Raw genomic sequence first — 22,155 nt, forward strand, 5'->3', positions numbered from 1 at the left:
GCAGTTGAGGTCAGGCGCGGAGCGCCTTCTTGAGGATCTTCCCGGTCGGCCCCTTGGGCAGCGCGTCGACGAGGCGTACCTCGCGCGGGTACTTGTACGCGGCGACCCTGTCCTTGCAGTAGGCCGCGATCTCCTCCGGCGCGGCGGACGCGCCCGGCTTCAGCGCGATGTAGGCCAGGACTTCCTCGCCGAGCCTTGGGTCGGGCTTGCCGACGACTGCCGCCTCGGCCACCGCCGGATGGGTGAAGAGGACCTCCTCGATCTCGCGCGGGTACACGTTGTAACCGCCGCGGATGATGAGGTCCTTCTTGCGGTCGACGATGAACAGGTAGCCGTCGTCGTCGGCGTAGCCGAGATCACCGGTGTGGAACCACCCGTTCCTGAATGCCTCGGCGGTGGCTTCGGGCCGCTTGTAGTAGCCCTTCATGATGTTGTGGCCGCGGACGACGATCTCGCCGATGCGGTCGGGCCCCGGTGGCAGCGGTTCGTCGTTCTCGTCGACCACGCGCACCTGGACGCCCCAGATGGGTTTGCCGATCGAGAGCACTTTCCGGGCCTCGGCACTGATGTTGAAGGTGGTGGTGCTCGCGGTCTCGGACAGCCCGTAGCCCTCCAGGATCACGACTCCCGGGAACTTCTCCTCGAAGGCGCGGATCACCTCGCCGGGGATCGCGGCCCCGCCGGAGACGCCGACCCGCAGTGAGCCGAGGTCCCGGCCGGCGGTGTCGGCCGACAGCAGCGCGAAGTACATGGTGGGAACGCCGGAGAACACCGTGCAGCGGTGGCGCTCGATGATGTCGAGTACCGACTCCTGGTCGAACCGGGGTGCGAGGACCATCGTGCCGCCGTAGCGCACGCAGGTGTTGAGGACACTCGACAGTCCGAAGACATGGAACAGCGGCAGCACCGCCACGGCGATGTCGTCGTCGCGGAAGCCGAACAGTTCCCCCGCGACGGTGCAGTTCATGTAGAGCTGGAAGTGGGTGAGTTCGGCGCCCTTCGGCTGACCGGTCGTGCCCGAGGTGTAGAGCAGCGCCGCAGTGTCGTCCGCATCGGTCGGCTCGATGTCGCCGGTGTCCTCCGCGGAGTAGAGCTCGTCGTAGTGGACGGTCCCCTCCGGCAGGCCGTGGCCGGTCGGTGTTGTGACGATGTACGTCGTCACGTCCTCCACCTGCTGTGCGCCCTTGAGCGCCTCGTCGGCGAAGGACTCGAACGTCACGAGCAGCTTCGCGTCGGAGTCCTCGAGGTGGTAGGCGATCTCCGCGGCGCGGAGCAGCGGATTGAGCGGGACCATCGTCAGCCCGGCCTTGAGGATCCCGAAGTAGGTGAACAGGAACTGCGGAACGTTGGGCAGTTGGACGGCGACCTTGTCGCCGCGCTGCAGTCCGAGGGCGCGAAGGCTGTTCGCGACGCGGCCGGAGATCTCGTCGACCTGTGCGTAGCTGAAGGACGTGTCCGCGAAGTGGCACAACGGCTTGTCCGGATGGGCGTGGCGCGACTCCCGCAGGATGGTCGCGAGGTTGAAGCTCATGAGGCACTCCCGATCGGGTGGGCGCGGTGCGGCTCGGGCGGGACGGGGAGGTCGGGCCGTGACCCCTTCTCCGGCGCGGGTGGACGCGGATGGAGGGTGGTGGCGCGGCCGGGCGAGGGGCCGCCTCGGCCGACCGGTGTGACGGAGGCTACGACCCCCGTATCCGCTAAGCAAGCGCTCAGTCAGTGTTACTAAGCGGTAATTTATGGGCGGGAGCCGGAGCCCGTGTCGCCCTCACCCTCGCCCCGTCTCCCGCAGCCGGCCGGTTGATAGGGTCGGCCCATGCGTCGGAGCGAGGGAAGATCAGTGCCCGCCCCCACCGCCCTCGCGGACGACCTGTGGCCGGACGTTCAACCGGGGACCGCCCGCCGTCTGATGGCGGCCGGTCTGGAGTGCTTCGCCCGGCAGGGCTACCACGCCACCACCACGCGTGACATCTCCGCAGCCGCGGGGATGAGCTCGGCGGCGCTCTACGTCCATTTCCCGTCCAAGGCCGCCCTGCTCTTCGAGATCGTACGGAGCGGGCACGAGCAGATCCTCGCCGTGGTCGACCAAGCCGTCACCGGGGCCGGTGACCCGGTGACGAGAATGCGCCGCCTGGCCGAGGAGTTCACCGAATGGCACGCCCGCCGCCACGCCGTGGCACGGGTCGTGGCGTACGAGCTGCCATCACTGCCCGAGGAGGACTACCGAACCGTGGTGGACCTCCGGCGCAGGATCGAGCAACTCACCCAGGGACTCGTCCGCGAGGGTGCCGAGGCCGGTGTGTTCGAGGTCCGGGACGTGCGAGCCGCCGGCCGTGCCGTGCTCTCGCTCGGCATAGACGTCGCGCGCTGGTACGAGGACCGCATGCGCACCTCGCCCGAGGAACTCGGACGGCAGTACGCCGACCTCGTCCTCCGCATGCTCGGCGCCCACCCGGAGTAGCGCCGGGGGTTCCCCGACTCCGGCGGCGCGGCGCTCGCCGAAGCGAGTGACCGGCAGCGGTGACGGGGCCGGGCGGGGCCCGTCCCGCAGCCGTCAGTCGACCTGGGGGGCCTGTTCCGGATGGTAGTCGGTGAGCAGCAGGGCGATGTCGTCCGAACGGTGCGGGGAGCGCCGGGCCTTCCGCAGGAGTTGGTCGGCGAGTTCCTCGAGGCTTCCGGTGCGGGCGTGGGCCGGCGAGGCCCGCAGGTCGTCGATGCCCAGATCGATGTCGCTGCCGCGTTTCTCGACGAGGCCGCCTTGACGGCCCTGACCACGGCCGCCACCAGGGCGTCCTCGCGCTCCGCCGTCACACTGTCGGTCTCCCCGGCTCCGGCCGCCCGGCCGGGACGGCCGGCAGCTGTCGTGGCGCCCGTGTCCGGGTGGGTGGCCGTGTTGCTCTCGACGGGAGGTCTCGCTGACTCCGCCGGGTCGTGCCGACTCATGCTTCCCGATCTACGCCCGGCCGAGGGCGTTGTCGAGGCCTGCGCGGTGGCGGCCGGGGAAGGTCCGGCCGCTGCAAGGACGTTGCCCAATGATCATGTCTGTTGCACAGGACCACTGCGATCGGAAGGTGTTGCCTGCGTACCGGAGGAGCATCCTCGGCTTTGCGGTCAGGGCCGGCGAGCAGCACCGGAGTCGGCGGAGATCTGCAGGCCGGAGACGTCCACCGCCTCGAAGTCGCTGCCCGTGTAGGTGCCGAGTTGCCGGAGTGCGGTGTTGTTCCACCGGTCGTCCTGGGTACCGCTGACGTACCAGGCGGAGCCGTTGTCGGCGACGACGGCACCGTAGGTCTTCAGGGCCTGTGCGATCGCCTTGGCCTGTGCGGGGAGCCGGGAGATGTCCACGTCCGCCTTGAGCCGCAGCCGCAGGCCCATCGGGGGCAGGTCCTGGTCGGTGGCGCCGGAGGCCTGGTGGCGGGCCGGCCAGAGGTAGGCGTGCCGGCTGCGCGGGACGGTGATGCGCAGTGCGTGGTCGATCGTGCCGGAGGCGGCTTCGTCGTAGCGGGCCAGGCCCGGGAGGATCGGCAGACCCGCGGCGTCGGCGGATGTCCGGCCGGCCGGCCGCAGGGCGTTGGACCGGAGGTCGAACACCGCTCCGGAGCCGGCGTGCCATCCGCCGCCCTGCGGGTGGGCGTCGTAGAGTTCGTAGACCTTGCAGGCGGACTTGTCGAGGGCGATCACGTGGCGGTCGCCGCTCGCCTGCGGGCCGCCCTCGATCAGGGCGCCGGCCGGGATCGGGTACGGGCCCCTGTCGCTGTCTTCCGCATAGTCGAAGGACACCCTGGTGCCCGGGGTGCCGGCCGGTACCGAGGTGATCGGGATGCCGAACGGCGCACCCTCCCAGGTGCCGGAACCGAAGTCCGCCTTCAGCTGCTTGCCCGCGCCTATCGCGGCAACGTAGGCCGCAGAACGCGGCGAAGCGGGCAGCCGGTCGATCCGGGTGCGCCAGATGCTGTCGGCAGGGGCCACCGGGCACCCGCCGAGGTCCTTGGCGCCGGCCGAGACAGGGGGCGGTGTGCTCGCGGTCGCGGACGGCACCGCCGCCGTCGCCGATGCCGGAGTCGGGGAGGCCGGGGAGGACTCCGTCGGAGTCGACGACGGGACGGTCGACCGGCTCGTGCCGGCCATGGCAGCCGGCCCGGCCGCCGATCCCTCCCCGCCGCCGGGCCGGGCCCACACGGCCACCGCAATCCCGCCGACTGCGACCAGGGCGGTTGCCAGGGTTACGACGACCGGCCTGCGCAGCACCGGACGCGATCGCCGATGACGCTCGGCAGGACGAGGCGGGGGAGTGTCGGAACTCGCCATGGGGGTCTCGCCCTTTCGATCGTGACGCCGCATCAGGCCTGCGGTCGGCGGGCCGTGTGCGCCGAGGAACGGGTACGTCCGGGGGGACAGGGTGGCACAACGCCCACCGGCCGGCAGAAGCAGGGCCCGACAACCCGAGCGGGGCGGCCGAACGGCGGCCGTGCGGATGGCGGGAATTCGACGTGCGCGTGGCGCGGTTTCGAGGTAGGCGGGCGCGGGAAAATCGGGAGGTACTGAGCATTTCGGGTGGCTGAGGGGGCGTCTCATGACCCGCCGTAACTCCGGACTCGACCCGCAGGATCAGGACCCGCAGACCGTGCAGCGCCTTCGCTTCGGCGTCGGCATCATCGGGTTCCTCCTGCCGATCGTCCTCCCGATCGGAAACATCGTCACGTCGGCGCGACTCACGCTGCTCGCCTCCATGAGCGCGTCGTACTACACGCACATGCGCAACGTCTTCGTCGGCAGTCTGTGCGCCATCGGCGTCTTCCTGATCTGCTACCGCCACGACCGACGCGAGGACCGGCTGAGCTCACTGGCCGGGGTGTTCGCGATCCTGGTGGCCCTGTTCCCGACCCTGCCGCCGTCGTCCGTCACGCCGCACCCGACCCAGGTGCAGACGACGGTCGGCATCCTCCACCTCTGTTTCGCCGCCGGGCTGTTCGGCGTGCTCGCGTTCTTCTGCCTCCGGCTGTTCGGCAACAGCCGGGGCCGGACCGGACACCGGATCCGGAACGGGGTCTACCTGGTGTGCGGGTGGGTCGTCGTCGGCTGCACCGTGATGATCGCCGCAGCCGGTGTGCTGCACTTCGCGTGGGACCTCCCGCTGACCCTGACGTACGTCGGCGAGGCGGTGTCGGTGTTCGCGTTCGGTGTCGCGTGGCTCGTCAAGAGCGCGGCGATCGGCGCGGTCGCATCCACGGCCTCGCCCGGGCCCGGGGCGGCCCCGGCCTGATCCGGACGCTCTCGGGTGCGGACCGCACCTCCCGTCGCCCCGCGTCCCCGGGATCCGTTCCCGGGGACGCGGGGCCGCGTCAGGGGATGCCGGCCCGGAGGCCGTCCCGCCACTCCGTGGCGAGCACGGCGTAGACGAGGGTGTCGCGCCAGGTGCCGTCCGAGCGCCGGGCGTGGCGGCGCAGCGGGCCCTCGCGGACGGCGCCGAGGCCGGACAGCGTGAGCTGCGTGCGGACGTCGAGGTGGTCGACCTGCCACTGGACGCGGCCGAAACCCAGGTCGTCGAAGGCGTGGCGGAGCAGGAGGAAGTGGGCCTCCGCGGTCAGCGGGGTCTCCCAGGTGTTGCGGGCGGCCCAGTGCCAGCCGATGTCCAGGCGCTCGTCGACGACCGCGATGTCGGTGTACGCGATCCACCCGGCGGCCCGGGTGGTGCCGGCCGGGACGATCGCGAACATCACCGCGTTGCCGGCCGACTGCTGGGCGAGCCGCTGTTCGACCAGCATGTGCATCTCGCCGAGGGTGTAGGGAGTGACCACCGGGAGCCACTGCCACAGGCCGTCGTCGCGGCTGCCCGCGAGGTGCAGGTCGGGTACGTGCGCCGTGGTCAGCGGCTCCAGCCGGACGTACCGGCCGTGCAGGACGACGGGCGCGAGGGGCCGTGGTGCCATGCGGAGCAGGCTAACCCGGCCCGGCGATTCCTGACAGGGGTACGCCAAAGGCCGCCGCACCGAGCCGCAGGCCGGACGCCAACCCCTGTTCATCCGGCCGTCGCGTGCATTCCCTACGCTCGGGCCGCTACCGGTGGCGATCAGTCACTTCCGGTGATCGGTGGTCGGCGCCCGCGTGGCGCGTCCACCCCTGAGCGAAAGGCCGTTGGATGGCCCCGCGACTCTCCGTCGTCGTTCCGATCTACAACGTCGAGCGCTACCTCGAGGAGTGCCTGGACTCGATCGCGGCCCAGACCTTCGAGGACTTCGAATGCGTCATGGTCGACGACGGCTCGACCGACGGCTGCCCCGTCATCGCCAAGGCGTACGCCGCCGAGGATCCCCGCTTCCGGCTGGTCCGGCAGGAGAACAGGGGCCTCGGCGCCGCCCGCAACACCGGCTGGCGCCACCTCACCCCGGGAACCGAGTACCTGGCCTTCGTCGACAGCGACGACACCCTGCCGCCGCACGCGTACGAGCTGATGATCCGCACGCTGGACGAGACCGGATCCGACTTCGCCGCCGGCAACGCGATGCGCCTGCGGAGCGACGGCCTCACCCCCTCGCACGCCCACCGCCGCCCGTTCCGGGAGACCCGGCTGCGCACCCACGTCAGCGAACTGCCCGCCCTGGTCACCGACCGGACCGCCTGGAACAAGGTCTACCGGCGCTCGTTCTTCGACGTGGCGGGCATCCTCTCCCCGAGGGCATCCTGTACGAGGACGCCCCGGTCAGCGTGCCGCACCACTTCCTCGCCGAGCGGGTCGACGTGCTCGCCGACCCGGTCTACCACTGGCGGGTCCGCGAGGACGGCGAGCTGTCCATCACCCAGAAGAGGACCGACCCGCGCGGCCTGGTCGACCGGGTCCGCTCGATGGAACTCGTCCGGGAGTGGCTGCTCGGCCGCCCCGAGCCCGTGTTCGCCGAGCACCTGCGCGCCTACGACCGGAACTGCCTGGTCGAGGAGATCCCGATGTTCTTCTGGTCCGTCCCGGACGGCGACCGCGCCTACCGCGAGGCCTACCAGCGGCACGTCAGCCGGCTGGTCCGAGCGATCGGCCCCGAGCGGCCGGCCGGGCTGAGCACCCAGCTGTGGCTCAAGTACCGCCTGACGCTGGCCGACCGGATGCACCGCTTCGTGGCCGTCCAGCGTCTGCACCGCCTGGCCCGGCGCACCCGTCAGGCGGTCGCCCGGGGCTGAGCCCGCACACCACGCGCGTTACTGCTTGACAGGTTGCGTCATACTGTAACGCGCGCGATCCGAGATGCCGTCGGAGCGGGCAGCACCGCCCGGCCTCGCGTGGGCCCTCCACCCGCACCTCGGAGCACGACATGCACCCCTTCCTCGACCAGCCGGGGCCGCTCGCCTTCGCGCACCGCGGCGGCGACCTCGGGCATCCGGAGAACTCGTTCGCCGCCTTCGAGGCCGCCGTCGCCCTCGGGTACCGCTACCTCGAGACGGACGTCCACGCCACCCGCGACGGTGTGCTGGTGGCCTTCCACGACTCCCGCCTCGACCGGGTCACCGACTGCACCGGGGCGGTGGCCGGACTGCCCTGGGACACCGTCAGGCGGGCCCGGATCGGTGGCGCCGAGCCCGTGCCGCTGCTGGAGGACCTGCTCGACGCGTTCCCCGGTGCCCGCTTCAACGTCGACGTCAAGGCGCCGCAGGCCGTCGGGCCGCTGGTCGAGGCGATCCGCAGGACCGACGCCTGGGACCGGGTCTGCGTCGGCGGCTTCTCCGACCGCCGCCTCGCCGCCGTCCGCGCCGCCGCCGGCCCCCGGCTGGCCACCTCGCTCGGCCCACGCGAGGTGGCCCGGCTGCGGCTGCTCTCGCTGGCCGGGCCGCTGCTGCGGGGGAGCGGGGCGCCGTTCGCCGGGGTGTGCGCGCAGGTGCCGGAGCGGCACCTGGGCGTGCCGGTCGTCGACCGGGCCTTCGTCCGCGCCGCCCATCGCCTCGGCCTGCAGGTGCACGTCTGGACGGTGGACGATCCCGTGCGGATCAGGGCTCTCCTCGACCTGGGTGCGGATGGCATCATGGCCGATCGCATCGACGTCCTGCGGGACGTCCTCGGTGAGCGCGGCTGCTGGTTCGACGGCAGCACCGGCTCCAGCACGGAGACAGGAGCCCCATGAGCACTGCGGCCCAACTGCCCGACCACCTCGAGACTTCCACCGACAGCCGCACCCTGCGCCGGATGCAGTTCGGCTGGTACATCAACGACTGGGCCAACGCCGCGTTCTCGGCCACCGTCCTGACGGTGTTCCTCGGGCCGTACCTGACCTCCGTCGCCAAGAACGCCGCCGACGCGGCCGGCGACGTGCACCCGCTCGGCCTCTCGATCCGCGCGGGGTCGTTCTTCCCGTACACGGTCTCCTTCTCCGTGCTGCTGTCGGTCGCGGTGATGCTGCTGACCGGCACGGTCGCGGACCGCACCGGGCGGCACAAGGAGCTGATGTGTGGCTTCGCCTACGTCGGCGCGATCGCCACGATGGGCATGTTCTTCCTCGACGGCGACCGCTACCTGCTCGGCGGCGCGCTGCTGGTGGTCGCCAACATCGCGTACGCGGTGTCGGTCGCGCTCTCCTACGCCTACCTCCCCGGCCTGGCCTCCCCCGACGAGCGCGACGCGGTCTCCTCCAAGGGCTGGGCCTACGGCTACGCGGGCGGCGGACTGCTGCTGATCGCCAACCTGGCGCTGTTCGAGGGGCACGACGCGCTCGGCCTGTCGTCCGGCACCGCCGTGCGGATCTGCCTGGCCTCGGCCGGCCTGTGGTGGGCACTGTTCACGATCGTCCCGATGCTGCGGCTGCCCTCCCGGGCCGGCGCGGCCCCGGGCCGTGCCGCGGCCGTGCCCGACCGGCCCGCCGCCGGCAGCCTGCGCGAACTCGCCCGCACCCTGCGCGGCATGCGCAAGTACCCGCTCACGCTGCTCTACCTGGCCGCCTTCCTCTGTTACAACGACGGCATCCAGACCGTCGTCTCCCAGGCCTCGCTCTACGGCAGCGAGGAGCTCGGCATGGACCAGACCTCGCTGGTCGCCGCCGTGCTGCTGGTCCAGATCGTGGCGATCGGCGGCGCACTGCTGCTCGGCCGGATCGCAGGCCGGTACGGCGCCAAGCGGACCATCCTCGGCTCGCTGGTCGCCTGGGTGTTCACCCTCGCCCTCGGGTACTTCATGCCCGCCCACCGTCCGATCTGGTTCTTCGCCCTGGCCTGCATGATCGGTCTGGTGCTGGGCGGCAGCCAGGCGCTCTCCCGCTCGCTGTTCTCCCACCTCGTCCCGGCCGGCAAGGAGGCCGAGTACTTCAGCTTCTACAAGGTCAGCGACCGCGGCACCAGTTGGATGGGCCCGCTGGTCTTCGGCCTCGCGTACCAGATCACCGGCAGCTACCGCTCGGCGATCATCTCCCTGCTGGTGTTCTTCGTGATCGGCTTCGCCGTGCTGCTGAAGGTCCCCCTCCGCCGGGCCGTCGAGGCGGTCGGCAACCCCGTCCCCGAGAGGCTGTGACGACCCGGCCCGGCTCACCGGCGAGGCGCTTCCGGGCGGAGGCGCACCAACTCGCCGGTGGGGCGGGCCGTAGCGCAGCAGGTCGCGGGCCGCACGCCCCGTGCGCTGCTCCGCGCGAGTGATGTTGCGTCAGATTTTCGGCAAGTCCGTATTCAAACAAAGCTGCACGTCGAAACCATTCTGCTGTCGCTTCCCCGTGCGGTCGGGAGGCGTGTCGCCGTGCTCCGGTCGGCCGCGCTCCGCCCCATGGTGGACCGCATGGCTATCGACCTGAAGCAGACCGCGATCGATCCGGACCTGCCGACCGTCCCTCCGACCCGCAACACCCAGGAAGCCGTCCGGGCCGCCCTGGGCGACATGCAGGGCAACATCCTCCGCAGCCACGGCCGTGACCACAGCCGCCACCTGTTCATCACCTTCGCCACCGGCAGCGCCGACGACCGGCAGAAGGCGCGGCAGTGGCTGGCCTCGCTTGCCCGGCCCCAGTACATCACCTCGGCCCTGACCCAGTACGAGGAGGCGAGCAGCTACCGGGACACGTTGAGGACGATCGCCGGGAACGGCGCGATCACCCCCGCCGACCGGAGGGCGATGATCCTCTCCGCCAGCTCCGTCTTCGTCGGCGCGATGGTCTCGGCCGCCGGGTACCGGGACCTCCGGCTCGGCGCGGACATCACGCCGGACGACCCGTCCTTCGCCGCCGGCGCCAAGAGCCGGGTGACGGTCCTCAACGACCCGCCGGTGACCGCATGGGAGCCCGCCTTCCAGGCCACCCTGCACGCCCTCGTCATCGTCGCCGACGACGACCCGGTGAAGCGCATCGACCCGCTGGTGGCGGAGCTGAAGCAGCAGCTCGCGGCGATCGGCGCCACGGTCGCCGAGGAGACCGGCACCGCCATGCGGTTCGACGCGCAGGGCAACCCGAGCCCCACCGGGACGGTCCGCGAGCACTTCGGCTTCGCGGACGGGGTGAGCCAGCCGCTCTTCTTCGCCCGGGACATCGAGCGGGCCAGGACGCTGGGCGGCGGCATCGACAGGTACGACCCGAGCGCGCCGCTGGACCAGGTGCTGGTCAAGGACCCGGCGGGCGGGAGCGACGGCTACGGCTCCTACTTCGTGTACCGCAAGCTGGAGCAGGACGTGCCCGGCTTCCGCGGCGACGAGACGGCCCTGGGGCTGGAGATCGCCAAGCAGGCCGACCCCAAGGCACAGGACCCCACGGACGCGGACATCGCCCTGGCCGGCGCCTACATGGTCGGCCGGTTCAAGGACGGCACCCCGGTGGTGGAGCAGCAGGTGCCGGGGCTGGCCTCGCTGCCGAACAACTTCACCTACGACGGCGACGTCGACGGGGTGCGCTGTCCCCTCGCGGCCCACACCCGCAAGGCCAACCCGCGCGGCGACAAGCAGCGCCAGTTCGGGGTGCCGCTCACCCAGGAGCGGGCCCAGCGCATCGCCAGGCGGGGCATCAGCTTCGGCCCCGCGACGCTGGACCCGGCGCCCAACGACACCGTCGGGCTGCTGTTCCTGTGCGCGCAGAGCAGCATCCCGGACCAGTTCGAGTTCATCCAGGCGCTCTGGGCGAACTACGAGGACTTCCTGCGCCCCGCCACCGGCCTGGACGCGGTGATCGGCCGGCTGCCCTCCGCGGACTCCCGTGACGAGGCGGTCGAGCAGCCCTGGCCCAAGGCGTACGGCTCGCACAACCAGCTGGACTTCTCCAAGGTGCCGCCGGCGTCCACGGACTGCTTCTTCCCGAAGCGGGTCGGCCAGTGGGTGACCATGCGCGGCGGCGAGTACTTCTTCGTGCCGAGCCTGAGCGCCCTGACGAGGTTCGGCACCGTGGTGGAGCCGGCCGGGAACGGAACCCGATCGTGAGCGGCCACCAGCGGGCCGTCGACGAGCTCGCCCGGCACCTCAGCGGGTACGTCTGCGAGCCGGGCAGCCCCGACTACGCCAGGGCGATGGAGATCGACAACGGCCGCACCCGGACACCCCCGGCCTACGTGGTGCGCGCCAACTCGGTCGCCGACGTCACCCGGGCCATCGCGTTCGCCCGGGAGCTCGAACTGCCGATGACCGTACGCGGCGGCGGGCACAGCGCCGCCGGGTACTGCCTCAACCGGGGCGGCGTCGTGCTGGACCTCGGGCTGATGAAGGGCATCGCGCTGGACCGGGACAGCAAGCGGCTGCGGGTCCAGATGGGCGCCGTCTGGAGCGACGTGTACGGGTACGTCGCCCGCAACGCCGCCCCGCTGATCCCGATCGGCGGCGGCTGCCTGACCGTCGGCCTGCCCGGCTTCCTGCAGGGCGGCGGCTACAGCTTCGTGTCCCGCTCCTACGGACTGGGCAGCGACAACGTCACCGAGATCAAGCTGGTCGACGCCGAGGGCCGGCTGCGCACCCTGACCGCGGACGCCCCCGACGAGGCCGACCGGGACCTGTTCTGGGCCTGCCGCGGCGGAGGCGGCGGCAACTTCGGCGTCGCCGTCGAGATGACCCTCCGACTGCACACGCCCGCGGCCGCGACCGTGATGGGCGGCGAGCTGTCCTACCCGCTGGAGCGCGCCCAGGAGGTGATCGCCGCCTACGACGCGTGGGCAAAGGACGTCCCCCGGGCGATGGCCGCGTACGGCTACGTCGGCCGCGACCCCGACCCGGCCGAGCCGACCCGGAGGATCCCCACCTTCCGGATCACCCCGGTCTTCAACGGGGAGTACGCCGACGGCGTCGACCTGCTCCAGCCGATGCTGCGGCTGGAGCCCTTCAACGCGAGCATCTACTCGATGCCGCTGCCCACCTGGGAGGCCACCATCGGCCGCTCCACCCTGGTCGGCGACCGCCAGGCCTACATCCGCTCCGGGGTGATCGGCGAGGACGGCTGGCGCAGCGACATGATCGAGGCCGTCAAGGACGCGATGGAGAACGCCCCCTCGCCGGACAGCTTCGTGGTGTGGACGCACGGCCGGGGCAAGGTCCTCCACCCGGACGGCGACAACCACGGGCCCTACCCGCACCGCGACAAGCGCTACGTCTTCGAACTCAAGGCGATCTGGAACGACCCGGCCGACACCCGCACCAACGTGGAGTGGGCCTTCGACTTCGGCGAGGCGCTCAGCGCCGACTTCCACGGCGCCTACGTCAACTACATCGACCCGCTGCAGAAGGACTGGGCCCGGGCCTACTACGGCGACAACCTGGCCCGGCTGAGGGCCGTCAAGGCGGCCGCCGACCCCACCGGCTTCTTCCGCTTCCAGCAGTCGGTCGACTCGACCTTCGAGCCGGACCTCAGCCGCCCGCTCGACCTGAGCCCGATCAACCGCACCATCTGCTGACCCGCCATCCCCGGGAGCAACCCATGGCCGACAACGGCACACCGACCCCCAGTCCCCAACAGATCTTCACCGAGCTCTCCGTCGCCCTGACCGGCTTCAACAGGGCGGAGCTGGCCGGCACCGGCCTGATCGAGACCTACTACACCACCCTGCTGCGGATCATCGGCGAACGCGAGGCCGGGCACCTGTTCGCCGCCGCCGCCGAGGCCCTCGCCGCCGACCGGAAGAACCACGACGGCGAGGCCCTGCGGAGGCAGGTCGTCGAGAACCCGCGCTACTCGCCGGTCGTCGTCAGCCTGATCAAGCTCTGGTACCTCGGCAGCTGGTACCCGCTCTCCGGCGGCTACCGCGACATCCACGGATCGACCGCCGAGGACGTCGAGCACGTCGTCTCCCCGCAGGCCTACCGCGAGGGCCTGGTCTGGGTCGCCGCCGGAGCCCACCCCATGGGCGCCAAGCCGCCCGGCTTCGGCTCCTGGGCGGAACCGCCGTCCCTGCCCGTCTTCTGAGCCGAGGAAGTGCCATGAGTACCAACGACTACGACATCGTCATCGTCGGCGGCGGCATCTCCGCGGCGACGATCGCCAAGACGGTCATCGAGAAGGCCGCCGCCCAGACCCCGCCCCGACACCCCCGCATCCTCGTCCTGGAGGCCGGCCGGGCCACGGCGATGAGCGCCGACAAGTACGACACCTATGTGGACGCGTACCAGGAGGCGCTCGCCAAGGTCCCGAACTCGCCCTACCCTGCCAGCAGTTCCGCACCGCAACCGGACGTCCTCGACATCGGCCGGCCGATCATGGGCCCGGACGGCACGACCAGGGTGCCCAGCGACAACGGGTACTTCGTCCAGATGGGCCCGCTGCCCTTCGGCAGCGACTACGCCCGGTCCCTCGGCGGCACCACGCTGCACTGGCTCGGCACCTGCCTGCGGATGCTCCCCAACGACTTCAGGATGCAGGACGCGTACGGGCACAGCGTCAACTGGCCGCTGGGCTACGAGGATCTGAAGCCCTACTACGAGCGGGCCGAGTGGGACATCATCGGCGTCTCGGCCAATGTCGAGGACCAGGTCTACCCCGGCATCGGCGGCGACCCGGCGAAGTACTTCAAGAGCGCCGACACCGGGAAGTTCCCCGGCGGGGTCTACCACTTCCCGATGGAGCGGATCCCCAGCAGCTACCTCGACCAGTACCTCGCCAAGAAGTCCGCCGGCCTGGTGGTCGAGCTGACCGACGACCACGGCAGGCCGCACACGTTCCCCGTCGAGGTCAGCAACACCCCGGTCGGCCGCAACTCCCGGCCCGCCGAGGGCTACCAGGTGATCGGTGCGGTCGGGAACTTCGACCAGGGCCAGCGCTGCGAGGGCAACTCCAGCTGCATCCCGATCTGCCCCGCGCAGGCCAAGTACAACGCCCTCAAGACGCTCTACGAACTGATCGTCAAGTACCCGGACCGGGACCCGGCGGACGGCGGCGCCCGCAGGGCCAGGGTGGCGATCCGCAGCCAGTGCGTGGTCTCCCGCGTCCTTCACACCCAGCGGACGGGCGGGACCGGGACGGTCACCGGGCTCACCTATTGGACGTACTTCGACGACGGCAGCGCGCCGGTGGAGCACACCGTCACCGCCGACACCTACGTGCTGGCCGCCAACGCCGTCGAGAACGCCACCCTGCTGCTCGCCTCCGGCGCCGCCAACAACAGCGACCAGGTCGGCCGCAACCTGATGGACCATCCGCTGCTGATCACCTGGGGCCTGCTGGAGGACGGCGTCGGCGCCTTCCGCGGCCCCGGCTCGACCTCCGGCATCCCCGCCTTCCGGGACGGCACCTTCCGCTCGGAGCGCACCGCCTTCCGCGTCGAGATCGGTAACTGGGGCTGGAACTTCCCGGAGAACGCCCCCTACGACACCGTCCACGACCTGGTCGGCGGCGGCGAGAGCGGGCAGGTGGGGCTCTACGGCAAGGAGCTGCGCGCGCGGCTCGGGGAGATCCTGCCGCGCCAGTTCCGGATCGCCTGGGAGCTGGAGCAGGACCCGGAACCCACCAACCGGGTCACCATCGACGACCGCTACAAGGACGCGCTCGGCAACCACCGGCCCGTCATCCACTACGACCTCTCGCCGTACGTGCGGGCCTCGCTGCCCTGGGCCTCGGAGGCGAGCCGGCAGCTGTTCACCCAGCTCGGCATCGGCGACAAGGTCCGGCGCCCCGAGTACCGGCCCGGCGACTACACCCACTACGACCCGAACGACCCGTCGGCCGTCACCCACGACGGCGTGACCTACTGGGTGCGCGGTGCGGGGCACGTCGTCGGCACCCACCGGATGGGCACCGACCCGACCACCTCCGTGGTCGACAGCCACCAGCGCAGCCACGACCTGCCCAACCTCTACATCGTCGGCTGCGGCAGCATGCCGACCCTGGGCACCTCCAACCCCACGCTCACCATGACCGCGCTGGCCCTCCGAACCGGCGACCGGATCGCCGAGCAGCTGAAGGGGAAGGACGCATGACCGAGTCCACCAGGATCACCAGCCTCAAGGACCTCAAGGCCGCTCTGCAGCTGGCCGTCGGACTGGAGCTCAGCACCGTCCCGGTCTACCTCACCGCGCTGTACTCCATCGAGGCGGGCCGCAACACCGACGCGGCGCAGACGATCCGCAGCGTGGTCATGGAGGAGATGCTCCACATGACGCTCGCCGCAAACGTCCTCAACGCCCTCGGGGAGGTCCCCAGCCCCGGGCCGGTCGACTTCCAGGGCCGCAGGAACCTCAGCCCGATCCCCGCCTACCCGCTGGACAGTCCGCTGGTCTCCGGCATCGGCACGCTCGAGCTGCTCCCGCTCACGCCCCGCGCCGTGGACGGCTTCGTCCGGATCGAGCACCCCCTGCACGGCGCCGCCACCCTCGACGCCATTCCCGTGCAGTCGGGCGGATTCCGCACCATCGGCGAGTTCTACGACGCGGTCGACGCGGCCCTGAACGACCCGGTGATCTGCCCGGACGGCGCCTTCCGGCCCGTCCGCCAGATCCCGGACAGCGACTACTACGGCGGCGCTGGCCACGTCGTCGAGGTGAAGGACCGCGCCACCGCGCGCGAGGCCGTCCTGAAGATCGTCGACCAGGGCGAGGGCCTGCCCGAGGAGTACCTGCACCGGCCCGCGAAGACGGTCACCGACGCGGACCGGCTCGGCTCCGGCTGGCAGATGTACTCCCACTACGCCCGCTTCCGCGAGCTCCAGACCGGGCGCCGGTTCCGCCCCGACCAGCGGGCCGACCAGAACCCCGAGGGGGCCATGCTGCTGGTCGACTACACCGCCGTCCAGCCGGCGCTGTACACCCCGCACAACGGCGGCTCCGACAGTCCCGAAGGCTCCGCCCTGGACGCCTTCGACCTGGCGTACTCGCATCTCGTCGACGACATCTACCGCGCTTTCGCGGGTGAGCCGAAGGAGGTCGTCGACCCGCTCGACCGGCACGCCGACCGGGAACGGCCGGCGCTGCAGCAGGCCGTCCACACCATGTACGCGCTGAAGAACACGGCCGTCGCCCTGATGCGCACCCCGAACCCGGCCAAGCCCGGGCACACGCTCTGCCCCCGCTTCTCCTACGTACCGCCGGGCGGAGACCGGGACAAGCTCGTCCAGCGGCTCGAGAACCGAGGAGGACAGGACCGGTGATCTCCATCGTCACGAAGTGGTGGTGCCTGCCCGGCCGTGAGCAGGAGGCGGTGGCCGCCCTGAAGGACCTGGTGCAGCAGGTGAAGGACGGCGAGCCCGACACCCTCATGTACTGCCTGCACACCGCCGACGTGGCGGGCTCCCTGCCGCCGCCCACCCCGAACGAGGTGATCTTCATGGGCGCGTGGACGAGCCGTCAGGCCTTCGACGACCACCGGAAGGGCAAGATCTTCACCGACTGGCTGGAGAAGCACCTCGACCTGTTCGTCCAGAACGACGACAGGCTCTACGTCAGTGCCGAGTTCGCCGACCGCTTCGCCGGCTTCGTGCGGGGGGCCGCCATCGGCTGACCGCCACCGCCCGGCCCGGACCTCGCGGGCGAGCCTCAAGGACCCTGCGTGTTCGCAGGGTCCTTGAGGCCGTGGGAGGGAGGTCACTGCCGGTGTTCGTAGGCTCCGATGTCGCATGCCGGGCCCTGGGGGCGGGGGACACCGCGCTGGTCGGCGGCGGGGCAGCCGGCGGCGGCGTCGGCGGCGGGGCTGCCGGGCAGCAGCGCCACGGTGTCGGTGGGCCCGCCGTTGTCGCCGAGGGGCGCGAGGAGGGGGTCACGGCCGGGCAGGTCGCCCGGGGCCGTCAGGCGGCAGCTGTTGGAGCTGTCGAGGTTGTTGCCCCGTGACTCGACCCCGGCGAAGACGATCTTGCAGTCGGCGGGCGCCTGGCCGACGGTGTTCCGGGCGACGACGGTGTTGTGCAGGGCGAGGTGGCCCAGCGGCAGGTTGACGACGTCGGTGATCGGCGAGGGCAGGCTGTCGAGGTAGGCGGGGGCGATGTTGATCCCGCCTCCGCCGTCGGTGGCACTGTTGCCGGTGATGGTGGAGTTGCGGATCTCCACCAGGCCGCGGCCGCGGATGTCGATGCCGCCGCCGTATCCGGACAGGCTGCCCGGCCGGTCCCAGTCGTCGGTGACGCGGTTGTCCGCGATCGTCGAGTTGACCACGGTGCCGGTGTCGTCGAAGCGGATGCCTCCCGCTTCGCCGGCCGTGTTGCGGCTGACGGTGCTGTCGATCAGCGTCAGGTGGGAGCCGGGGATGTTGAAGATGCCCCCGCCGTAGCCGGCCGAGTTGCCCGTGACCGTCACGCGGTTCAGCGTCATGTGCCCGCCGTTGGCGATGCCGCCTCCGCCGGGGTCGGTGACGGGTACCTCCCGTTGCTTGGCGACTCCTCCGGTGACGGTGAGGTCGGACAGCTGGGTGTCGGCACCCATGCGGAAGACCCGGTCGACGTGGTCGGCGTCGACGACGGTCAGGCGCGCTCCGGCTCCGCGGACGGTGGTCGGCGCGGTGAGGTTCAGATCGCCCGTGGTCGGGTCGGCGGTGCGTCCGTTGAGCAGGTCGGGGTTGGGAGGGATGGTGAGCCGGTAGTGGCCGGCCGGCAGCTCGATGGTGCTGCCGGGCCGGGCGTTCGCGGCCATGACCGCTGCTCGCAGGGTGCAGGTGCCGGTGGTGGTGCGGCAGGCGCCGTCGGAGGTGTTCGCGTCCACGGCGTCCTCGGTGGAGTCGACCCGGAAGGTGACGGGCTCGGTGGCGGCCCGGGCGGGGGCCGGGGCGGCGGCCACGGTCCCCGAGAGGGCCGCCAGTAATGCGACCAGGGCCGGAAGGGCAGTCGTCCTTGGCATTTACGCTCCTTACTGACTCGTAACTTGACGGCAAGTCAGAAACGCTTGCGTCTACAACATGTATCAGACTGGTGGTCACTTATGAAGGACTCGATCCGGCCGCTGATGCAGCCCAGCCTGAGCGGGCTTCCCCGCGGCCCGCACGGGCTCGCGCGGGAGCTCGTGACGGGGTCGCAGCGTCAGCGCCTGCTCTACGCGATGACGGTCGTGGTGGCCGAAAAGGGCTACATCGCCACGACCGTGGCCCACGTCACCGCCCGGGCGGGCGTCTCCCGCAAGACGTTCTACGAGATGTTCGCCGACAAGGAGGAGTGCTTCATCGCCGCCGCGGACACCGGCCGCGAGCTGATGGTCAAGCGGCTCGAGGCGTCCTTCGTGCGTTCGTCGGCCCAATCGCTGTCCCGGGTGGCGACCCTGCGCGCCTCGATCCGCGCCTACCTCGGGTTCATCGCCGAGGAGCCCGAATTCGCCACGGCGTTCTTCCTGGAGACCGCCGCGGCCGGCGGCCGGGCCCGCGAGCACCAGGAAGCCTGCCGCTCCTGGTTCGCCCAGTCCATGCGCGCCTGGCGCGCAAGGATCCCCGGCCACGACCGCATCCCCGAGGAGGCCTACATGGCCGCGGCGGACGCCACCCACGAAGCCGTCTGCCGCCGCCTGCGCCAGGGACGCATCGGCGAAGTCCCCGCCCTGGAGGACGCGGTGCTCCACATCTGCCTCGCCCTGCTCGGCGTGGCCCGGCCCGACCCCCCGGCGCCGGAGGGCTGATCCCCACTCCGCTCCGGCTGCACCGCTCCTGGCCCTGGATTCCTCACGGCACCCGGTGGCCGCTGCGGGTGGGTGGCACGTGGCCGGTGCTCCACCCGGGGTGGGCGTCCGCGAAGGCGTCGATCTGCCGGATCGCGCCGACGAGGTCGTCGCCGAGCCGCAGGTGCTCGCGGTACCGGACGGCGAGCCGGACCAGGTCGCCCAACCGGTCCTCGGACCAGGCGTGCCCGGCAGCCTTCCGGAGCTGCACGAGGTCGTCGTGCTCGGCAAGGGCGCGCCGGCGATCGTCGTCGAGGAGCAGCTGCCACCGGTGCCGGTCGGCCTCGCCGGCGGCCACCGGGCCGAGAGACCGGCGGAGTTCGGCGATACGGGCGGCCGCCGCGGCCCGGAGGCCGGCCGCGAGCAGATCGGCCTGCCGGAGAACCGGCTTCGAGTCGATGATCGGCGGGTTCATCCGGTCACCGTACTGACACCGTCGCGAATGACCGGCGATCGCCACGGAGTTCGGCCCGAGTGTCGCCGGGACGGCCGAACGGGGCCGCCCGGGCAGCGATCCCGGGGACGTGTCCCGGAGCGGCCCCGGCCGGGCCGGCGTTCGTGAACCGTAAGGTCGCGCATCGCCGCCCGGTCCGGCTTCCGCTCCTACAGTGGCGGCACGGCGACCGGGAAGGACGAATCGCGTGACGGACATTCAGGAACGGCTCACGGCCGAGATCGGTGTGATCGGCGGCTCCGGACTCTACGAACTGCTGGCGGACGTGACCGAGGTGCGCGTTGCCACACCCTACGGAGAGCCGAGCGACGTGTTGTCGGTGGGCGAGGTGGCGGGCCGGCGGGTCGCCTTCCTGCCGCGGCACGGGCGCGGCCACCGGGTGCCGCCGCACCGGATCAACTACCGGGCGAACATGTGGGCGCTGCACTCGCTGGGAGTGCGGCAGGTGCTGGGGCCGTGCGCGGTGGGCGGGCTGCGGCCCGAGCTCGGCCCCGGGACGCTGCTGGTGCCGGACCAGTTCGTGGACCGGACCTCCGGCCGGGTGCAGACCTACTACGACGGGCAGCCGCTGCCGGACGGTTCGGTGCCGCACGTGGTGCACGTGTCCCCGGCGGACCCGTACTGCCCGCACGGGCGCCGTTCGGCCCTGACGGCCGCGGCCGGTGCGGCCTGGGACGCGGTGGACGGCGGAACGACGGTGGTGATCGAGGGCCCGCGCTTCTCCACCCGGGCCGAGTCGCGCTGGTACTCCGCCAACGGCTGGTCGGTGGTCGGCATGACCGGCCACCCCGAGGCGGTCCTCGCCCGCGAACTCGGCCTGTGTTACACCTCGATCGCCCTGGTCACCGACCTCGACGCGGGTGTGGAGAGCGGTGAGGGCGTCACCCACGCCGAGGTGCTCGCGGAGTTCGCACGGAACGTGGAGCGGCTGCGGGCGGTGCTCTTCAAGGCGGTCGAGCTGCTGCCGGTCGAGCGCGCGTGCCCGTGCGCCCACGCGCTCGACGGCCTCACGACCGGTCTTCCCGGCGTGCCGGGCGCCTGACCGGGCGGGTCCTGCGCCGCCACCGCCGCACCAGCCCGACGGCCAGGGCGAGCACCGCGGTGGCGGCCAGCACCAGCAGCCAGTTGCGCAGGTAGGGCAGCGGCAGCAGTGACGGATTGCCGTGGTCGTCGTCGGCGGCGCGCAGCACGGCCGGCAGGCCCACGGCCGTGATCGCCGCCGCCACGACCAGCCAGCCGCGCAACACGGGACCGCGGGCCGCGTACGCGCCGACGAGGCAGAGCAGCGGCACCCACAGGCCGTCGTGCAGCAGGAGACCGCCGACCGCCCACACCAGGACGTCCACCGGCGCCGTGACGTAAGGGTCGTTCAGCAGCCCGTACACGCCGTAGCCGATCATTGCCAGACCGGCGGCGAGGACGGTGCCCCGGAGCCAGGCAGCCATCAGAGCACCTCGATCCGGGCGACCCACTTCGTCTGCAGCACACCCGGCCGGTTCGGTGCGACGATCCGTGCCGGGAAGCCGTGGTCCGGGTTCAGGGTCAGGCCGTTGACCCGCAGTGCCAGCAGCGTGAGCGGGTCGCGGGCGTACTGCGCGGGCATCTCCATGACCCGGTACGGGCCGTCGGCCTCCAGCGAGGTGACGCGGACGGCGGAGTCGGCGGGCGCGCCGGCCCGGGCGATCAGGTCGGCGATCCGCACCCCGCCCCAGCGGGCGCTCGCACTCCAGCCCTCCACACAGGAGATGGGCAGGACGGCCTCGTGCTGGGGGAGCCCGCGCAGATCGTCGAGGGTGTACCGGTAGGGCCGCGGGCCGACGACCTCCAGCTGCCAGTCGGCGGGGACGCTCACGGTGCCGGCCTGTGCCGCGGTGCGGTTGACCGGCAGACCCTGGCTGCCGGTGTCCGGACGGCGCGGTGCCAGCAGGTCGAGCCGTTGCAGCCAGGGCACGGTCTGCCCGGCGGTGGTCAGGGTGACCGCTCCCGTGGCCGCGGTCACCGAGACCAGGAAGGCGCGGCGGCCGGGCAGCGGCACCCGGGGCCTGCGCCAGTTCCGGGCGATCAGCGGAGCCTTGGCGGCGATGTGGACGAGCAGCCCTCCGGTCGCCAGCCAGCCCAGCCAGAAGTGCGTCTGGCGGAACGGGAACGGCCACGGGTACCACTGGAGGGTGTTCAGCAGGCCGGTGAACAACTCCAGCAGCACCGCGGCGACCAGCACGGCGATGCCGAGCCGCTCCAGTGCGTGGAGCACGCTGCGGGCCGGCGGCCACTCGAACAGCCGTGGGTAGACCGTCCAGAGCTTGGCCCCGACGAGGGGGATCGCGGCGATGCCGCTGATCACGTGCAGGCCCTGGGTGACGCGGTAGCCGTTCACCGGACGTGCCGGCAGCAGGCCGGACAGCCAGGCCGGCGGCTCCTGGAGCAGATGGCTGAGGAGCCCGGTCAGGAAGCAGACCAGCAGCGCCGCGCCCAGCCAGCGGCCGAGGACGACGGTGGTGCGCGGCTCGTGCAGCGGCGACGGGAACACGTCGGGCCGGAAGGGGCCGCGGCGCAGGAACGCCGGAGGCGGCGGCAGGGCGTGATCGAAACGGCGGCGGACGCCGGAAGCCTTGGATTCCACACGTCCATCGAAGCGCTCCGAGTCGCCCGGGAGGAGGTACGACGTGCTTACGGAATCCGAACGGCGGCGGTGCCACGGTGCCACGGCGCGCGGGCCGCCGGCTGGCAG

Annotated in this window: 20 protein-coding genes and 1 pseudogene; 14 read left to right on the top strand and 7 right to left on the bottom strand. The window is 71.7% G+C overall.

Annotated features, from left to right (window positions below; translation table 11 throughout):
- Nucleotides 1-10: 10 nt before the first annotated feature.
- Nucleotides 11-1,531 carry a long-chain-fatty-acid--CoA ligase gene (locus ACQ614_RS34360; protein WP_431683026.1) on the bottom strand — a complete coding sequence of 507 codons (1,521 nt, stop codon included), beginning with the start codon at nucleotides 1,529-1,531 and terminating at the stop codon, nucleotides 11-13.
- 306 nt (nucleotides 1,532-1,837) lie between these two features.
- On the opposite strand from ACQ614_RS34360, the gene ACQ614_RS34365 reads away from it, so the two are divergent.
- Nucleotides 1,838-2,458 carry a TetR/AcrR family transcriptional regulator gene (locus tag ACQ614_RS34365; protein WP_431683027.1) on the top strand — a complete coding sequence of 207 codons (621 nt, stop codon included), beginning with the start codon at nucleotides 1,838-1,840 and terminating at the stop codon, nucleotides 2,456-2,458.
- A 650-nt stretch (nucleotides 2,459-3,108) separates the two neighbouring features.
- Here ACQ614_RS34365 and ACQ614_RS34370 read toward each other — a convergent pair.
- Nucleotides 3,109-3,966: a hypothetical protein gene (locus ACQ614_RS34370; protein ID WP_431683028.1), complete on the bottom strand. Its 858-nt coding sequence runs from the start codon at nucleotides 3,964-3,966 to the stop codon at nucleotides 3,109-3,111.
- A 604-nt stretch (nucleotides 3,967-4,570) separates the two neighbouring features.
- Between ACQ614_RS34370 and ACQ614_RS34375 the strand changes: the two genes are divergently transcribed.
- On the top strand, nucleotides 4,571-5,260 hold the full coding sequence (locus tag ACQ614_RS34375) for a hypothetical protein (protein ID WP_431683029.1): 690 nt from the start codon (nucleotides 4,571-4,573) through the stop codon (nucleotides 5,258-5,260).
- Between the two features lie 79 nt (nucleotides 5,261-5,339).
- On the opposite strand, the gene ACQ614_RS34380 is transcribed toward ACQ614_RS34375, so the two are convergent.
- Nucleotides 5,340-5,927 (bottom strand): GNAT family N-acetyltransferase, encoded by a 588-nt coding sequence (locus ACQ614_RS34380; RefSeq protein ID WP_431683030.1) that lies wholly within the window; start codon nucleotides 5,925-5,927, stop codon nucleotides 5,340-5,342.
- 209 nt (nucleotides 5,928-6,136) lie between these two features.
- Here ACQ614_RS34380 and ACQ614_RS34385 point away from each other — a divergent pair.
- The 10 genes and pseudogenes from ACQ614_RS34385 to ACQ614_RS34430 all read left to right on the top strand — a co-directional run.
- Nucleotides 6,137-6,634: pseudogene (locus tag ACQ614_RS34385) on the top strand (glycosyltransferase family 2 protein); the annotation flags it as partial.
- A gap of 68 nt (nucleotides 6,635-6,702) precedes the next feature.
- Nucleotides 6,703-7,167 (top strand): hypothetical protein, encoded by a 465-nt coding sequence (locus ACQ614_RS34390; protein WP_431684138.1) that lies wholly within the window; start codon nucleotides 6,703-6,705, stop codon nucleotides 7,165-7,167.
- A 131-nt stretch (nucleotides 7,168-7,298) separates the two neighbouring features.
- Complete coding sequence (locus ACQ614_RS34395) at nucleotides 7,299-8,102, top strand: glycerophosphodiester phosphodiesterase (RefSeq protein ID WP_431683031.1); 804 nt, start codon at nucleotides 7,299-7,301, stop codon at nucleotides 8,100-8,102.
- On the top strand, nucleotides 8,099-9,478 hold the full coding sequence (locus ACQ614_RS34400; RefSeq protein ID WP_431683032.1) for an MFS transporter: 1,380 nt from the start codon (nucleotides 8,099-8,101) through the stop codon (nucleotides 9,476-9,478). The genes ACQ614_RS34395 and ACQ614_RS34400 overlap by 4 nt, the downstream gene beginning before the upstream one ends.
- A 258-nt stretch (nucleotides 9,479-9,736) precedes the next feature.
- Nucleotides 9,737-11,356 carry a Dyp-type peroxidase gene (locus tag ACQ614_RS34405; protein WP_431683033.1) on the top strand — a complete coding sequence of 540 codons (1,620 nt, stop codon included), beginning with the start codon at nucleotides 9,737-9,739 and terminating at the stop codon, nucleotides 11,354-11,356.
- Entirely contained in the window at nucleotides 11,353-12,813 is a 1,461-nt protein-coding gene (locus ACQ614_RS34410) for an FAD-binding oxidoreductase (protein ID WP_431683034.1), read from the top strand. The genes ACQ614_RS34405 and ACQ614_RS34410 overlap by 4 nt, the downstream gene beginning before the upstream one ends.
- A gap of 23 nt (nucleotides 12,814-12,836) precedes the next feature.
- Entirely contained in the window at nucleotides 12,837-13,322 is a 486-nt protein-coding gene (locus ACQ614_RS34415) for a hypothetical protein (protein ID WP_431683035.1), read from the top strand.
- Nucleotides 13,323-13,336: 14 nt separating this feature from the next.
- Entirely contained in the window at nucleotides 13,337-15,328 is a 1,992-nt protein-coding gene (locus ACQ614_RS34420) for a GMC family oxidoreductase (RefSeq protein WP_431683036.1), read from the top strand.
- Nucleotides 15,325-16,494 carry a ferritin-like domain-containing protein gene (locus ACQ614_RS34425; RefSeq protein ID WP_431683037.1) on the top strand — a complete coding sequence of 390 codons (1,170 nt, stop codon included), beginning with the start codon at nucleotides 15,325-15,327 and terminating at the stop codon, nucleotides 16,492-16,494. The genes ACQ614_RS34420 and ACQ614_RS34425 overlap by 4 nt, the downstream gene beginning before the upstream one ends.
- Entirely contained in the window at nucleotides 16,491-16,844 is a 354-nt protein-coding gene (locus ACQ614_RS34430; protein ID WP_363491337.1) for a putative quinol monooxygenase, read from the top strand. The genes ACQ614_RS34425 and ACQ614_RS34430 overlap by 4 nt, the downstream gene beginning before the upstream one ends.
- An 83-nt stretch (nucleotides 16,845-16,927) precedes the next feature.
- Here the strand turns inward: ACQ614_RS34430 and ACQ614_RS34435 are convergent, their stop codons facing one another.
- On the bottom strand, nucleotides 16,928-18,109 hold the full coding sequence (locus tag ACQ614_RS34435; protein WP_431683038.1) for a choice-of-anchor Q domain-containing protein: 1,182 nt from the start codon (nucleotides 18,107-18,109) through the stop codon (nucleotides 16,928-16,930).
- Nucleotides 18,110-18,250: 141 nt separating this feature from the next.
- Here ACQ614_RS34435 and ACQ614_RS34440 point away from each other — a divergent pair, with 141 nt between their 5' ends.
- On the top strand, nucleotides 18,251-18,934 hold the full coding sequence (locus ACQ614_RS34440) for a TetR/AcrR family transcriptional regulator (protein ID WP_431683039.1): 684 nt from the start codon (nucleotides 18,251-18,253) through the stop codon (nucleotides 18,932-18,934).
- A 43-nt stretch (nucleotides 18,935-18,977) separates the two neighbouring features.
- Here the strand turns inward: ACQ614_RS34440 and ACQ614_RS34445 are convergent, their stop codons facing one another.
- Nucleotides 18,978-19,388 carry a hypothetical protein gene (locus ACQ614_RS34445; RefSeq protein ID WP_431683040.1) on the bottom strand — a complete coding sequence of 137 codons (411 nt, stop codon included), beginning with the start codon at nucleotides 19,386-19,388 and terminating at the stop codon, nucleotides 18,978-18,980.
- A gap of 226 nt (nucleotides 19,389-19,614) precedes the next feature.
- On the opposite strand from ACQ614_RS34445, the gene ACQ614_RS34450 reads away from it, so the two are divergent.
- The gene (locus tag ACQ614_RS34450) at nucleotides 19,615-20,469 is read left to right on the top strand and encodes an S-methyl-5'-thioadenosine phosphorylase (RefSeq protein ID WP_431683041.1); all 855 of its coding nucleotides are present in this window, start codon (nucleotides 19,615-19,617) and stop codon (nucleotides 20,467-20,469) included.
- On the opposite strand, the gene ACQ614_RS34455 is transcribed toward ACQ614_RS34450, so the two are convergent.
- Both ACQ614_RS34455 and ACQ614_RS34460 read right to left on the bottom strand, forming a co-directional pair.
- Complete coding sequence (locus ACQ614_RS34455) at nucleotides 20,435-20,872, bottom strand: hypothetical protein (protein WP_431683042.1); 438 nt, start codon at nucleotides 20,870-20,872, stop codon at nucleotides 20,435-20,437. The two genes, ACQ614_RS34450 and ACQ614_RS34455, sit on opposite strands and share 35 nt — an antisense overlap.
- A complete protein-coding gene (locus ACQ614_RS34460) occupies nucleotides 20,872-21,954 on the bottom strand; it encodes a molybdopterin-dependent oxidoreductase (RefSeq protein ID WP_431684104.1) in 1,083 nt (360 codons plus the stop codon). Before ACQ614_RS34460 ends, ACQ614_RS34455 begins: the two co-directional genes overlap by 1 nt.
- Nucleotides 21,955-22,155 lie beyond the last annotated feature (201 nt).

Source organism: Kitasatospora dryopteridis, from assembly GCF_050749075.1.
Taxonomy (GTDB): Bacteria; Actinomycetota; Actinomycetes; order Streptomycetales; family Streptomycetaceae; genus Kitasatospora.